The organism is Winogradskyella marina, assembly GCF_015645385.1.
GTDB classification, from domain to species: Bacteria; Bacteroidota; Bacteroidia; order Flavobacteriales; family Flavobacteriaceae; genus Winogradskyella; species Winogradskyella marina.
This window is the reverse complement of the sequence record NZ_JADOET010000013.1, coordinates 1-15,569: the sequence shown is the minus strand read 5'-3', so window position 1 is coordinate 15,569 and position 15,569 is coordinate 1. Positions and strand designations below refer to the sequence as shown.

The window sequence follows — 15,569 nt, the reverse complement described above, 5'->3', positions numbered from 1 at the left end:
TTTTCTTACTAGTAGTTGGTGTAATAATCGTTAAAAAAAGGTAGAATATTGAATTATACAAAAAATAAAACCGCATTATTTATCATATTCATAGGCGTTTACGGTTATTTTAAAATAAACTCATGGTTTTCTTAGCGTCCTCAAACTCATTAACCATATCTTCCACAATCTCAGTAACTGGTTTTACATCATGAATCAAACCTGCAATTTGTCCAATCTCAAGCTCACCATCTTCTAAATCGCCTTCAAACATACCACGTTTGGCTCTGGCTCTTCCAAGTAATTCTTTCAGTTGGTCAGGTGTTGGACTAGTTTTATATAAGTCTTGGATGTCATTAAAAAATTTGTTTTTCACCAATCGTACTGGTGCTAATTCTTTTAAGGTTAATTGGGTATCCCCTTCTTTGGCATCGATAACCACTTGCTTAAATGCTTGGTGCGCAGAAGACTCTTCACTGGCTACAAAGCGGCTTCCAACCTGTACTCCATCCGCTCCTAAAATCATACAAGCTAGCATGGCTTTTCCGGTTGCGATGCCACCTGCTGCGATTAATGGAATTTGAAGTTGTTCCTTTACCATTGGAATCAACGTTAAGGTCGTGGTTTCATCGCGTCCGTTATGTCCTCCGGCTTCAAAACCTTCGGCTACAATAGCATCGACACCTGCAGCTTGTGCTTTTAAGGCGAACTTTACACTACTTACCACATGAACAACCGTTATGCCTTTATCTTGTAACCATTTGGTCCAGGTTTTTGGATTTCCGGCAGAAGTAAACACAATTTTCACATCTTCTTCTACAAGAATATTCATAATTTCTTCAATATTCGGATACAACATAGGTACATTAACACCAAAAGGTTGATCAGTCGCCGCTTTACATTTTTGAATATGCTCACGCAACACATCAGGATACATTGAACCTGCACCTATTAAACCTAATATACCTGAATTACTTGCTGCTGAGGCTAATCTCCAGCCAGAATTCCAAATCATTCCTGCTTGTATAATTGGATATTTTATATTGAAAAGTGATGTGATTCTATTTGCCATTTCTGAATTGGTTTTTTAGTCTTGAGTTTTATAATTAAGTTTTTATTGAAGCTTTATATTAATAATAGTCAAGATACATTTGTTTGTTTAAACTCCAGAGGAGTGACATGTTTAAATTAATATTTCGCCACGCTGTGGCTTAACTTCAAGTTTTTATAATTTTGAATGTTTTTGAATTGTTTTCAGTAGAAACTTTCATCATGTAAAATCCCGATGTATAATTTGAAACATCAATCGTTTTTGAATGTTTAGTCACTATTTGATTAAAAATTTCTTGACCTAATTGGTTATAAATTGAAACTTCCACTTGATTAAAGTTTGAAGGTATCTCGATATGTAAATAAGATTTTACAGGATTTGGAAACAACTGAATCCGTTCCAGCTCAGATTCATCAAGAGATAGAGCCATAGTTCTTGCGACATCTAAATCTGGAATACCATAGCCTAAAAAATCGTCTGGTGTTGTAAATTGTGAGGCGGATTGCCTTACTAAATTCATAACTTCAGTTGGTAATACATCAGGAATAGCTTGCCATAAACTCGCAATACCTCCACACATAATAGGGCCACTAAACGATGTACCATTATTCTGAACGATATTATCAAACTCGTCTATTACATAAGCAGCTCCACCTCTAGCCACCACATCTGGTTTTTGATAACCCACTTGCGCTGTACTACCTTGCGAGCTAAATGACACATAGTCTTCATTTGCATTAACCGCTCCAATACTCAACACGTTTGGCGAATCTGCAGGTGAACCAACCGTCTGCCATTCTGTTGCTCCTGAATTACCTGCACTCACGACGACCAAAATTCCTTTTTCAGCAGCAATGGAAGCACCTTTAGAAATATAGGTCGTTTGCCCATTCATATCATCTGGCGTGTAACTGTAATTAGAATTATCATAAACCGTATAACCTAATGAAGTGTTAATCATATCTACACCTAAACTATCTGCTCGTTCTGCAGCCTCAACCCAATAGCTTTCTTCAACCGGATTTTCACTTCCTGGGTCTTCGGTTCTAAACAAATAATAAGATGCATCAGGTGCAGTGCCAACATACTGATCTTGAATAAAGCCAGCCATTGTACTTAACACCTTTGTACCATGATTACTTCCTGCGAAAGCATAAATAGCTGAAGTCCTATCCACAAAATCATAACCATCTAGTAAATCATTATTATCTCGCAGTCTTTGAAATGCCGCCATAGTATTCACATTTGGAAATCCTGCATCCATTACGGCAATTGTCATACCTTCTCCTGTAAAACCTGACAGATGAAGTTGATCAACATTAATCATTTCCACCTGATTTTGGGTATCACCATACGTAAAAGCTATTGTTTCGTTTTCGATAGCTGTTTTGTCTAATCTTACTGTACCTCTAGAAGACGTATCCAAATTCTGATTTGCAAAATCAATGTTTTCAACAAACGACAAATTGCTAAGTGAATTAATATTGTCTTCTGTACCTCTAACATGAACAGCATTAAACCATTTAGATTTTGCCAAGACGGTGATGCCAGTTTGACTTTTTAAATTTGAAATATAAGTTTCATTTACAGGCACATCGCGCTCATCAATCGCTACACTGTGATTTTGTTTTCTATCGATAGCCTTTTGTGTGAGAATACTTATAGGATTTGCAATGGAGGCTGCAACGTTCGGCTTGTCTGTGAGGGAAATCCATGCGTCTTCTTGCGCAAAAACTAATGTAACTGCAAAAAATAGAAGTAGTGTAAACGTTCTTTTCATGGAATTAACTTTCAAAAATTAGTATATATATGCCTATAACGATGCTTCACACTTAACTTAGTGGTCGTTGAACGCCGTCGAAATCTTTTTAAGTCATCGAATAGAGTTCTACTGCCCTCGAACGGACATTGGGTTTTTACTGCTAAGACCTATTGCATTTATGAAACAACCGTGTTCGAAAGTAATAGCCTTCCAATTTATTGTTCTATACACCCCTAAAGTCCCCTCAAGGGGACAATTCTCAGCAAGAATCATTTAGGAAAAACCCTAAGTAACTCAATATTTAATAACTTATCTCTTAAAAGGCAAGTTAAGAAATTACACCCGAACCTAACAATTCGTCTTCTAAATACCAAGCCACAAACTGACCTTCGGTTATTGCTGATTGTGGGTTGTTAAACTCTACATACAAACCTGAAGCAACTTTATGTAATATTGCCGCTTCTAAAGCCTGTCTATAACGAATTCTTGCCATAACTGACATGGTTTCTCCTTCTGACAAAGCCAAATCTGCTCTGACCCAATGTAATTCCTCGTTGCTCACAAACAACACATTTCTATATAAGCCTGGATGGTTCTTTCCTTGTCCTGTGTAAATTACATTCGCATTAACGTCAGTGTCAATAACAAATAATGGTTCAACGGTTCCTCCTACTCCAAGACCTTTTCGCTGTCCTTTAGTAAAATAATGTGCACCTTGATGTTTCCCAACTACTTTTCCATCGTTAGGATTATAAACTGGTTTTTTGGATAAAAATTCGAGCTCCTCTTCTTTAGAATCGAACTTTGGCAGCGTTTGATTATAAGCTTCAAAAGCATCATCAACCTCAACGATAGCTCCTTCTTTTGGTTTTAATTGTTGCTGTAAAAATTCTGGTAATCTTACTTTACCAATAAAACACAAGCCTTGAGAATCTTTCTTTTCTGCGGTAATTAAATCTTGTGCTTTAGCGATATCTCTAACTTCTGGTTTCAATAATTCGCCTACAGGGAAAAGCGCTTTTGCCAATTGTGATTGCGATAATTGACACAAAAAATACGATTGATCTTTATTTGGGTCTGCACCAGCTAATAGCTGATGAATTTCCTTTCCATCTTTTTCAATAGTAGCTTTTCTACAATAATGACCTGTAGCAACGTAATCTGCACCTAATTCTAAAGCGATATCCATAAAGACATCAAATTTAATTTCGCGATTACAAAGTACATCAGGGTTAGGTGTGCGTCCTTTTTCGTATTCGTTAAACATATAATCTACAATACGCTCTTTGTACTGCACACTTAAATCTACGGTTTGAAATGGGATCCCTAATTTATCTGCCACTAGCATGGCATCATTACTATCTTCTAACCAAGGACATTCATCTGAAATAGTCACAGAATCATCGTGCCAATTTTTCATAAATAACCCAATAACCTCGTAGCCTTGCTCTTTTAAAAGATAAGCTGCAACGCTAGAATCTACTCCTCCTGACAGTCCTACAATGACTCTTTTCATAACATTTCCTGCCACAGCAGAAATCTTTTAGTTAATAATTTAGATGTTACTAAAAACACCCCTAAAGTCCCCTCAAGAGGACAATTTAAGTATTCAACATTTGAATACGTTATGGTCTTTGTTCGAAAAAACCGCAGCAAAATTACAAAATAAAAAAGGCAATCCTATTACGATTGCCATTCTGAAATTCTATAATATTAATAGTCTAAAACTATTCCTTTTTTGAAATAACTTCTTGTGTCGTATGGTTTATTTCTTTTGTTAGTACACCATCCTTGTAATAATTCCAAACACCTGTTTTCTGACTATTACTATAGTTTCCTTCTGACGTAATGTTTCCAAGTGCATCGTAATTAATGGTTTTACCATCGAGTTCACCTTCTTTATAATGTGTGTGTCTTAACAAAACACCTTTCTCAGAAAACCATTTAGATTCACCATCTAAGGCTCCATTTTTATAATGGGCACTTTCTGCAATCGTTCCATTTTTGAAATATACAAAGCGTTCGCCTTCAAGCAAACCTTCGTTATTATAGTTTTCTTCAATCATTTTGATATCAGAATTCTTATGATAAAACGTCCATTTACCAATAAAGCGTTTGCCATTCATTTTACCTTCACTAATCACTTTCTTTGTTGAAGCCAAAAATGTCACATCTGCAATACTGTCCTTCTCATTAAACACTTTTATAGCACTTAAAACACTTTTTCCGCCAGACAAGGTGTAAAATTTAAAGGAGTCGATTTCTTTACCATGATTAAACACCCCTTCGTAACGTATCTCATTGGTTTTGTGATAGTTCTTAGTCCAAAAACCATGTCGTAGTCCATCTTTATCGAACTGATTTACTGGATTTTGCGCATAGGTAGATGTTAAAAATAGTGTTAAAGTAAAAATTATACAAATATTTTGTTTAATCATTTTGTAATTTTGTTAAACAAACCAGTCGAGGTTTGAATGTTGAACAATATAAAAACTCAAAACAATGAAAATTATTTTAAAAACCTTCAAATTACTTTCAGTATTTCTATTAGTGATAGGAACTACTGCTTGTAGTGATGATGACGACACAATTACTCCAACACGGACAACCGTTGTGGATGTAGCTCTAGCTAACAATTTAACATCTTTAGCAGCTGCTTTAGAGGCCACTGATTTAACATCTACTTTACAAGGTGATGGACCATTTACCGTTTTTGCACCTTCAAACGATGCATTCACACAACTATTAACTGACACTGGTTTAGATTTAGAAAATTTATCTACAGCTGAAGAAGCCTTAGTAAAGAATATTCTTTTGAACCATGTCATTATTGGTTCGGTTACAAGCTCTACAGATTTGGTTAATGCTGGTTCTGGTTATACCAATACAGCAGCAACAGGTCCAAACCAAGCGAATTTAAGTTTATACTTTACAACGTCTACTGGAGTTATGTTAAACGGGTCTTCAACTGTTACAAATGCAGATAACGTTGCTAGCAACGGTGTTGTGCATATTGTTGACGAAGTGATTGGACTACCAACTATCGCCACTTTTGCGACAACAAATCCGGCTTTATCTAATTTAGTAGCTGCATTACAATTAGCTGATTCTGGTACACCAACAGTGCCATATATTTCTACAGTATCTGACGCTTCAGCTGGACCGTTTACAGTATTTGCACCATCTAACGATGCGTTTGCAGATTTACTAATAGAATTAGACCCTTCTGGAAACACATCGCTTGGTGATTTAGATCCAGCAACTGTTGATGCTGTTTTAACCTATCATATTGTAAGTGGAAATGTTCAGTCTAGTAGTTTGCCAAACGGAACTGTAGCAACTTTAGGTGGAGATATTACTGCTGATAATTCAGCATTTACGTTAACAGATCCAAACGCACGTGTTAGTAATATTGTTACAAGTTTAGTAGATATACAGTCTATTAACGGTGTAGTTCATGTTATTGATAAAGTACTTTTACCAATGCAATAAAAACAAACAGAGGGATACCACCTCATTAATATTAGGTTGATTGATTAGTTAGGTAAAGGCTCAAACAGTAAAACGTTTGGGCTTTTATTCTCCTAACAGTATTCCTAAACATAGCCATTAGTCGTCGTTTTAAAAATGTAAGCTTCGTTAATAGCTTCAAGAGTAATTAAATATCATTATATAAAAATAGCCTCAACAAAAATGTTGAGGCTATAATTTCTTTATCAATTAATTAAGTGAAGATCATTTATTTCTTCTTGCCTTTTTGCTGCGCTTGTTTTTGTGCTTCAGCTTGCTCCATCATTTCAGCCATTTTCTTCTGAAATTTGTTTTGCTTCTTAGGCTTCTTTTTATTGACCTCAATTTTAGCCAATACTTTATCTTCATCGATAATGTAGTTTTTAATCACTAACATAATACCAATACTAATTAAGTTAGATATAAAGTAATACAAACTTAATCCTGACGCATAGTTGTTGAAGAATACCAACATTAAAATTGGTGAGAAGTAAATCATGTACTTCATCATTTTTGCCATATCTGGCATTCCTTCTTGCGTTGGCTGTGTTGCCATTTGCTGACCAGTTGTCATTTTCATATAAAAGAAAATTGCTATTGCCGCTAAAATCGGGAATAATGCAACGTGATCACCGTACAATGGAATATGGAAAGGTATGTCGTAAATAGAATCATAAGAACTTAAATCGTCTGCCCAAAGGAATCCTTTTTGTCTTAGCTCAAAAGCTGTTGGGAAAAACATAAATAAGGCATAAAACACAGGGATTTGCATTAAACCTGGTAAACAACCACTTAATGGACTTGCTCCTGCTCGGCTTTGAATAGCCATTGTTTCTTGCTGCGCTTTTAACTTATTGTCTTTATACTTTTCTCTTACAGCGTCTAATTCTGGCTTTAAAATTTTCATCTTTGCCTGAGACAAGAACTGCTTATACTGTACAAAAGACAATACAATTTTCACCAAAATAGTCATTACAATAATAGCAAATCCGTAAGGTAAGAAACCACTTAAGAACCCAAACAATGGAATAAATAACACTTTATTTATCCATCCAAAAATTCCCCAACCAAAAGGAATACTTTCCTCTAGTCCTTTATCGTAATCTTTTAATGTGGCGTTATCTGTTGGTCCATAATACAGCCCTAAGTTTTCGCTTATTTCGCCACCATTAAACGCTAAAGGCATTTTTGATGTGTATAATTTAGTATATAGCGTATCTATTTCTTCATCTTCTACTAAATCTAATGATGTTAATTCTACTTTTTTAAACGGACTATTATTAGCCACTAAAATAGAACTAAAAAAGTGTTGTCTGTAAGATAACCATTCTACGTCTTCAGCAATTTCGTCGTCATCACTTGCTTGCGATAACTTATCAACCTTGCCATCATCATACATATACGTTAACCTTGTATAGCGGTTTTCGTAACTGATACTTTTAGAATGTCGAATACTTTTTTGTTTCCAATCTAACTCAATTGGTTGCGATGTATTAAAAACTCCACTTAAACCTTGAGATTTAATTGAAAAATCAATCATATAATCGTCAGGTTTTAACTCGTAACGGTATTCTAAAAACGCTGTTTCAGAAACTTTAAGTTTCATGGACACAACTGTATTCTCACCACTTTGAGAAACAGAAGGTTCAAACGGAAAATCTTGTGTATTTAAAGTTCTATTATCAGACGTTCCAAATTTGATATTAAACGCACTATTATCATCCTTTACCATATAAATTGGTACAGAATCATAATCGACAAAGTTTCTTAATTTCACTTCGGCTAAGTGACCACCTTTATTGTTAAACTTAAGTTCAAAAACATCAGTTTCAACTGTAGTTTGATCGTTTGTAGCAGATGGCAAGGTTAATGCATAAGCAAAAGAACCTACTTTATTTTGAAGAGCAACTTTTTGTGTAGAATCTAAAACTTGAGTATTAGTTGTATAGTCTGACGATGTTGTAACTAAACTCTCATTTTGTTTACTGTCTGCTTTCTCAGCTTCAACCTGCTCTTGTTCTGCTAGTTTTTGTGCTTCAAGCTCTTCTGGGCTTGGTTGATTTTGATACATTATGTATAACAAAATACCAAAAATGAGGACAAAGCCTATAATAGATTTAACGTCGAATTTCTTTTCTTCCATGGTTAATTTTCAGTTTTAGACCTGTCATGTATATTCATCTTGACAGGTCTTATATGGTAACGATTGAACAATCCAAAAAACTGTCCAAAGTTTTATTTTCGCCAAAGTGGCATAGTTATTTTTTCTTTCTTTTGTTTTTATATTTTAAGGCAGCAGCTACAAACGCAACAAATAAAGGATGCGGATTTTTCACTGTGCTCTTATATTCCGGATGGTATTGTACACCAACAAACCAATCGTTCTTAGGTATTTCTACAATTTCTACTAAACCTGTTTCAGGGTTATGACCTGTAGCTTTCATACCGGCATCTTCAAATTGAGCCTTATAATCGTTATTAAACTCAAAACGGTGTCTATGTCTTTCAGTAATCGTTTCTGAATTATAAACTTTATAGGCAATGCTATCTTTTTCAAGATTACAATCCCAAGTTCCTAATCGCATTGTTCCTCCTTTGTTTACGACCCCTTTTTGCGATTCCATTAAATTAATAACAGGATTTGGAGTGCGCTCATCCATTTCTACAGAATTCGCATCTTTAAGATTAAGTACATTTCTGGCATATTCTATAACTGCCATTTGCATTCCTAAGCAAATTCCTAAAAACGGAATATTATTTTCTCTGACAAAACGAACGGCATCAATTTTACCTTCAATACCACGTTCACCAAAACCTGGAGCTACTAAAACGCCATCTAAATGACCGAACTTAAATTCGATATTATTTTCTGATAAATATTCAGAATGAATTGGTTCTACATTTACTTTTACTTCATTCTCTGCACCAGCATGTATAAAGGATTCTAGAATCGATTTATAAGAATCTTGAAGCTCTACGTATTTACCAATTAAACCTATAGTAACTTCACTTTTAGGATGATTTAAGCGGTCTAAAAATTCATTCCATCGTTTTAAATCTGGCACAACATTTTTTAGTTGCAACTGATTTAAAACCACTTTATCTAAACCTTCTTCAAGCATTAAATTTGGTACATCGTATATAGTAGAAGCATCAATAGATTCAATTACCGCTTCCTTTTTCACATTACAAAAACGCGCTAATTTTGTTTTTATACTATCGTTAAGTTTATGCTCTGTTCTACACACCAAAATGTCTGCTTGCACTCCACTTTCCATCAAGGTTTTTACACTGTGTTGCGTTGGCTTTGTTTTTAATTCTCCAGCAGCAGATAAAAATGGCACTAATGTTAGATGGATTACACAGGTATTATGCTCACCTAGATCCCACTCCAACTGTCTTACAGCTTCAATGTATGGTAAAGATTCAATATCTCCTACAGTTCCTCCGATCTCAGTAATAACAATATCATACTCACCAGAGTTACCTAAAATTTGGATTCTTCGTTTGATTTCGTCAGTAATGTGAGGGATAACTTGAACTGTTTTCCCTAAAAACTCACCACGTCTTTCTTTATTAATAACACTTTGGTATATTCTACCTGTTGTAACGTTATTAGCTTGTGATGTTGGAACGTTTAAAAAACGCTCGTAATGTCCTAAGTCTAAATCGGTTTCTGCACCATCGTCCGTAACATAGCATTCTCCATGCTCGTAAGGATTTAAAGTACCTGGATCGATATTAATATATGGATCTAATTTTTGAATGGTTGCTCTGTAACCTTGTGCTTGTAGGAGTTTTGCTAAAGATGCAGCTATAATGCCTTTCCCGAGAGAAGAAGACACGCCTCCAGTTACAAAAATATATTTAGGGTTTGTAGTCATGATACGCTTTTAAACGCAGGCAAAATTACAAAATTTAATGGGTTATTTTGTATTTGTTTATGGTTTGTTAATATGTTATTATTTCTATGGATGAAAATTTAAAAAAGACAGTCTTACCTACTGATATACATATCATTACAAACAAACACCTTTAGCTCTTCAAAAAATGATGACGTCGTTTTTAAATTTATAGTATAGATTTTATATCTGAAGCGTATACCTCGTTTGCCTGGTAGCGTTAGTAACTCATATTATTTAACCAAAGATATAAAGCACTTATACTCCGAGAGACATTGTTTAAACTATTAAACCTACTTTCTAAAATCCCTTCGGATCGTATAAATTAACTCTTCTAATCCATTAATTTTTATTTCGCACATCTGAGCCATCATACGTCCAAGTTTTCCATCAGGAAATCCTTTTTGCTGATACCAGATATAGTAATATTCTGGAATATCGATTAGGTATTGGTTTTTGTATTTGCCAAATGGCATTTTGTAATGGGCTAACTCAATTAAAACTGTGCCGTCTAATTCCATTTTAAGTGAATTTTAGTATCAATAAAAAGATGATTGTGGATCGGAAAAGACATCATTAAGTTGAGAAACATAGTTAAACTACAATGACTTGAAATCTTCATATTTACTAAGTTCATTCTGAATTGTTACTTCCCATTGTTTTTGCATTTCTCTATTCATAGAATGCTTGGTTTGCTCATCGTAGCGTTTTTGAGTTTCATTTACGGCTTCATTAATTGTAGCGTGCAACCTCTTCATCTGTTCTTTTACATTCTGGTTAACAGTTAATTTGGTTATTTGCGCTCTAAACTTACGTGCGTATAGTTCTGTAATGTCAAAATGCAACTGCTCGTGCGCTAAAATGTATGCATTTCCTTTTTCTTTTACATACCAAGATTTGTTAGGGTAAAAATGGGCTTGAACAGTTGTAGAAAAGTCAACAATTCTTTCATCAGACGTTTTTACAGAATATCCAAAAGTAATCCCTGAAGCCGTAACTGCAACAGCACCTGACTTTAAATCAGGAGATGCTTTAAAATCGGACCATGTAAGCTTGGTGGTTTCATTCCAAGTCACGGAGGCTTCTTCATTGGAAGGTACTCCAAGAAAAAGTAGGGTTATAATTATAAGTAAATTTTTCAAGCGTTATTATTTCGAATTAAAAATAATATCTTTTTCAATATTAGGATACTAAATGCGATATAAGGCTAGGAAATAACTATTAATGGTCGATTAAAAGATATTAATCTGCCTTCACAATTTTAAGGTCATCGTATTTTACAATATAAACAGCTTCATTAATATAGCCACCAAATGGAATTTTATTATATCTAAATTTATTTTCTATGTATTCCGTTTGTATAGTGTTTATTGAAGCGTCATATAAATTATCAGCAGTAGCCAAACGCATTAAAAGATCTAAAGTAATATCAAAGCCGCGTGCTACATATTTACTTGGTGCTATTCCATATTCTTTTCTGTAGGTCTCAACAAAACCATTAGATGTTGTTCCATCAAAGTCTTTATGTACTGAAGGGTAATGAAATTTGAGGTTTGATAAATTATTGTTATCTACATCCTTATCAAACGCCTTTCCTTTGTTTAATGTTGCTAAAATAATTTCAGTTTTATTTACCGCTAAAGCATTTAACATACTAACTACACTCGACGCTAAAGACGAATTATCTGTTTCTAGAAACACAAATGTTCTACCTTCAGAAAATACATTCTTTAAATTAGCATGGTAAATAAAGTACCCATCTTTTGATTTATCTTTTTTATCTTTTTGCGTTAAAATCAATTTAGAGTTAGGAAATACCTTTTGCAAAGCTTCACTACTTGTTTTATGTGCATGATCTGAAATGATAACCACTTTAGTTTTTAAACTATCTGCTTTCACAAAATCTGTCATCACTTTACTTAACAACTTTTCGTCTGGTAAGGTCTGAAACACATTAGTGTAAACTTGTTTTGGTTTACTCATTGCTGCAATTACGGGCACATTATCTGCTTTTAATGTCATTGCAACACGATTAAAACTATTTTCTTCCATGGGTCCAATCACTGCATCATAATCAGAGAAATCATTCTCTGCTAATATTTCTGCTGTTTTCGAAATATGATAGCGTGTATCAAAAACCTTTAAATCTGTAGAAATCCCTAATTGCTTTGCAGAATCTAAGGCCATCTTAACTCCGACATGAAAGTCTAATACTGTAGATAATAATCGATTATCTTTTATCATCTCTTTTGTTTCGTCTACAGCATCGACATCAATTCTGTCGAGACGATACGGCATCATTAAGGCTATTTTTTTAGTCTTAAAATTAGTTAAGTTACTTTTTAAATTAGTGCTCTCAACAGTTTCTAATTCTTCTGTAGGTGCAACTCCTGCTGGCACTTTTAAAATCATTCCAGCTTTTAAACCTGTTTCCTTCAACTCAGGATTTAGTGCTTCTAATTCCGCTTTGGTTAAATTCAACTTTACCTTTAATCTAAAAAAACCTTCTTTTGGCAAAACTTCATAATAACCAGAAGTTGCTTCTACTTGTTTTTCTTCTTTATCGTTAATATTAGGTACGTTTAGCTCATCTCCTGGTTGAATTGTTTCATTCATAAATGGATTTAATGCTTCTAAATCTGCAACAGTAATTCCGAATTTATAGGCAATTCTCCACTTTCCTTCTTTAGGTTGAACCGTATATTTTTTAACTGTATTTGTTAAAGTTTGTTGCGAAACAATTGTTCTAAAACGAGGAATTCTAATTCTATCCCCTTTTTTAAGATTTTCAGAGTACAACGAGCGATTTGCTTTTTTAATCTCCTCTTCAGAAACACCGTATTCTTGAGACAATCCGTATAAGGTTTCTTTTCGTTTTACCCTATGGTTTTTATAGCCAACTAATTCTCTACTATCTTCTACAATAGCGTCGTTTTTAACTTTAGAGTTTGGAATGATTAAGACTGTATTAGGTTGAAACTTACGTTTGGCATCAGGGTTTAACGCAAAAATATCATCTACGGTTACTAAATAGCCTTTAGCTATACTTTCAATTGTTTCACCTGGTTTAACAGTATGTTCAATATAACCTTGGGCACTAAGCCCTATTGTAAAAGCAATTAAAATTATGGTTAAGATATTTTTCATGTATTCTATTTTACTTCAAACTACGCTTCAAATTCAACTTGCACTTAGTCCTTTATTTATTCCCACTCAATAGTAGCAGGTGGTTTTGAGCTAATATCATAGACAACTCTATTTACACCTTTTACTTTATTTATAATTTCGTTTGACGTTTTTTGCAGAAACTCATAGGGTAAATTTACCCAATCTGCCGTCATTCCATCTGTACTTTCTACAGCTCTTAAAGCTACACATTTTTCATAAGTACGTTCATCTCCCATGACTCCAACACTATTTACTGGTAGCAACATAGCTCCTGCTTGCCATACTTTATCGTACAAATTCCAAGACCGTAGGTTATTAATAAAAATAGCATCTACCTCTTGTAATATACGCACTTTTTCTGCGGTTAGATCTCCAAGAATCCGAATTGCCAATCCTGGACCAGGAAATGGATGACGCCCTAATAGTTGTTTATCCATATTCATAGACGCACCAACTCGTCTAACTTCATCTTTAAATAAAGCTTTAAGCGGCTCTACCACTTTAAGCTTCATGAAATCTGGTAATCCACCAACATTATGATGACTTTTTATCGTTGCACTTGGACCACCTGTCGCAGAAACACTTTCTATCACATCTGGATAAATAGTGCCTTGAGCTAACCATTTTACGTCCTGTATTAAATGTGCTTCATCATCAAAAACTTCAATAAACACACGGCCTATTGCTTTTCTTTTAAGCTCTGGATCACTCAGTCCTGCTAAAGCATCCAAAAAGCGTGCCGAAGCATCAACTCCTTTAACATTTAGTCCCATACCTTCGTATTGGTGCAGAACATCTTCAAATTCATTTTTACGTAATAAACCGTTATTTACAAAAATACAATAGAGGTTTTTTCCAATTGCTTTATGCAATAACATGGCTGCTACCGAAGAATCTACTCCTCCTGATAACCCTAAAACAACCTTATCGTTTCCTAACTGTTCCTTAAGACTATCAACGGTTTCTTGAACAAAAGATTGTGGTGTCCAATCTTGTTCAACCTTAGCAATTTTAATTAAAAAGTTATTTAAAAGCTGATGTCCATCTGTACTGTGGTAAACTTCAGGATGAAATTGAATGGCGTATGTTTGTTCTCCCTCAATTTTATAGGCGGCATTTTCAACATCATTGGTACTTGCTAAAAGTACACCTCCTGTTGGTAATTGTTTGATGGTATCACTATGGCTCATCCAAACTTGGCTGCCTGCGTGTATATTTTCTAAGAATTCTTCGTCAGATTTTACAAAGCTTAAATTCGCTCTACCGTATTCTCTTGTATTGGATTCCGCAACTTCACCTCCTGAAAAATGCGCTAAATATTGAGCTCCGTAACAAACGGCTAGCATTGGTTTTTTTCCTCTAATGCTATCTAAGTCAGGATGAAGCACTGCCTCTCCTCTTACCGAGTTTGGACTACCAGATAAAATAACAGCTTTAAAGCTATCTGAGTCTGAAGGAATTTTGTTGTAAGGATGTATTTCGCAATAGATGTTTAACTCTCTAACTCTGCGCGCAATAAGCTGTGTGTATTGCGATCCGAAATCTAATATTAGGACTTTGTTGTGTTGCATGCGCAAAAATAGTAAGGATTTACGAATTACGATTTATGATTTCCGATTTTTTAGATTAATTTTCTTTTGAAGCTGTTGAGATGTATTAAACGGTGTTTGTACACTAGATGTAAATTCAGCCTAGCGTTGTCGTCTCACTTTAATTAACCCTCACAAATAAAAAAAGCTGCCCTTTTTAAAAAGACAGCTTTTCGATAGTATGATACAGCTATTATAGCTTACCTAATGATAAGTTTTTGCGTTTTCATTTGATGATCATTCAATACCTTTACAAAATATACTCCTGTTCCAACTCTTGAAACATCAATAGTGTTTGTGTCATTGAGGTGATTTATGGATTGATTTAACACTAATCGACCATGAATATCATATAAATTAATAGTTGTAGCAGTATTAAGCACTCCTTTAATCACTATTGATTTTGGATTGGTTGTGCTAAAAATCTGTAAACTATTTAGTTCATTATCTATTATGGATAACACCGAATTTGAAAAACGAAGATAGAAGCGACCTGTTCCATTTAAATCCATGTTTGGCGTTAACGTGTAATCACCAGAATTTAATAAAGTAACCGTATGAGCTACATTGTCTTCTAAATATACGTTAACATCATTAGGCAAAGTACT

The 15,569-nt window shown here is 34.4% G+C and carries 12 protein-coding genes; 1 reads left to right on the top strand and 11 read right to left on the bottom strand.

Annotated features, from left to right (window positions below; translation table 11 throughout):
- Positions 1-109: 109 nt before the first annotated feature.
- The 4 genes from ITJ86_RS13585 to ITJ86_RS13570 all read right to left on the bottom strand — a co-directional run bounded on the left by ITJ86_RS13585 (position 110) and on the right by ITJ86_RS13570 (position 5,230).
- Positions 110-1,051, bottom strand: a complete 942-nt coding sequence (locus tag ITJ86_RS13585; RefSeq protein ID WP_195872198.1) for an NAD(P)H-dependent flavin oxidoreductase — start codon at positions 1,049-1,051, stop codon at positions 110-112.
- A 145-nt stretch (positions 1,052-1,196) separates the two neighbouring features.
- A complete protein-coding gene (locus ITJ86_RS13580) occupies positions 1,197-2,810 on the bottom strand; it encodes a S8 family serine peptidase (protein ID WP_195872197.1) in 1,614 nt (537 codons plus the stop codon).
- Positions 2,811-3,120: 310 nt separating this feature from the next.
- Positions 3,121-4,323 carry a tRNA 2-thiouridine(34) synthase MnmA gene (mnmA, locus tag ITJ86_RS13575; RefSeq protein ID WP_317190630.1) on the bottom strand — a complete coding sequence of 401 codons (1,203 nt, stop codon included), beginning with the start codon at positions 4,321-4,323 and terminating at the stop codon, positions 3,121-3,123.
- 196 nt (positions 4,324-4,519) lie between these two features.
- The gene (locus tag ITJ86_RS13570; RefSeq protein WP_195872195.1) at positions 4,520-5,230 is read right to left on the bottom strand and encodes a toxin-antitoxin system YwqK family antitoxin; all 711 of its coding nucleotides are present in this window, start codon (positions 5,228-5,230) and stop codon (positions 4,520-4,522) included.
- A gap of 64 nt (positions 5,231-5,294) precedes the next feature.
- Between ITJ86_RS13570 and ITJ86_RS13565 the strand changes: the two genes are divergently transcribed.
- On the top strand, positions 5,295-6,284 hold the full coding sequence (locus ITJ86_RS13565) for a fasciclin domain-containing protein (RefSeq protein ID WP_195872194.1): 990 nt from the start codon (positions 5,295-5,297) through the stop codon (positions 6,282-6,284).
- Between the two features lie 247 nt (positions 6,285-6,531).
- On the opposite strand, the gene yidC is transcribed toward ITJ86_RS13565, so the two are convergent.
- From yidC to ITJ86_RS13530, 7 genes are all read right to left on the bottom strand, one after another.
- On the bottom strand, positions 6,532-8,445 hold the full coding sequence (gene yidC / locus ITJ86_RS13560; protein WP_195872193.1) for a membrane protein insertase YidC: 1,914 nt from the start codon (positions 8,443-8,445) through the stop codon (positions 6,532-6,534).
- A gap of 115 nt (positions 8,446-8,560) precedes the next feature.
- On the bottom strand, positions 8,561-10,186 hold the full coding sequence (locus tag ITJ86_RS13555; protein WP_195872192.1) for a CTP synthase: 1,626 nt from the start codon (positions 10,184-10,186) through the stop codon (positions 8,561-8,563).
- Between the two features lie 311 nt (positions 10,187-10,497).
- Positions 10,498-10,725, bottom strand: a complete 228-nt coding sequence (locus tag ITJ86_RS13550) for a DUF3820 family protein (RefSeq protein ID WP_178984662.1) — start codon at positions 10,723-10,725, stop codon at positions 10,498-10,500.
- A 78-nt stretch (positions 10,726-10,803) separates the two neighbouring features.
- Positions 10,804-11,346, bottom strand: coding sequence for a DUF922 domain-containing protein (locus tag ITJ86_RS13545; RefSeq protein WP_230080311.1), 543 nt, complete (start codon positions 11,344-11,346; stop codon positions 10,804-10,806).
- Positions 11,347-11,446: 100 nt separating this feature from the next.
- Positions 11,447-13,351 carry a LysM peptidoglycan-binding domain-containing protein gene (locus tag ITJ86_RS13540; RefSeq protein WP_195872191.1) on the bottom strand — a complete coding sequence of 635 codons (1,905 nt, stop codon included), beginning with the start codon at positions 13,349-13,351 and terminating at the stop codon, positions 11,447-11,449.
- A gap of 56 nt (positions 13,352-13,407) precedes the next feature.
- Positions 13,408-14,943 (bottom strand): glutamine-hydrolyzing GMP synthase, encoded by a 1,536-nt coding sequence (guaA, locus tag ITJ86_RS13535; RefSeq protein ID WP_195872190.1) that lies wholly within the window; start codon positions 14,941-14,943, stop codon positions 13,408-13,410.
- 218 nt (positions 14,944-15,161) lie between these two features.
- On the bottom strand, positions 15,162-15,569 hold a 408-nt coding region (locus ITJ86_RS13530; protein WP_195872189.1), incomplete at its 5' end, for a T9SS type A sorting domain-containing protein.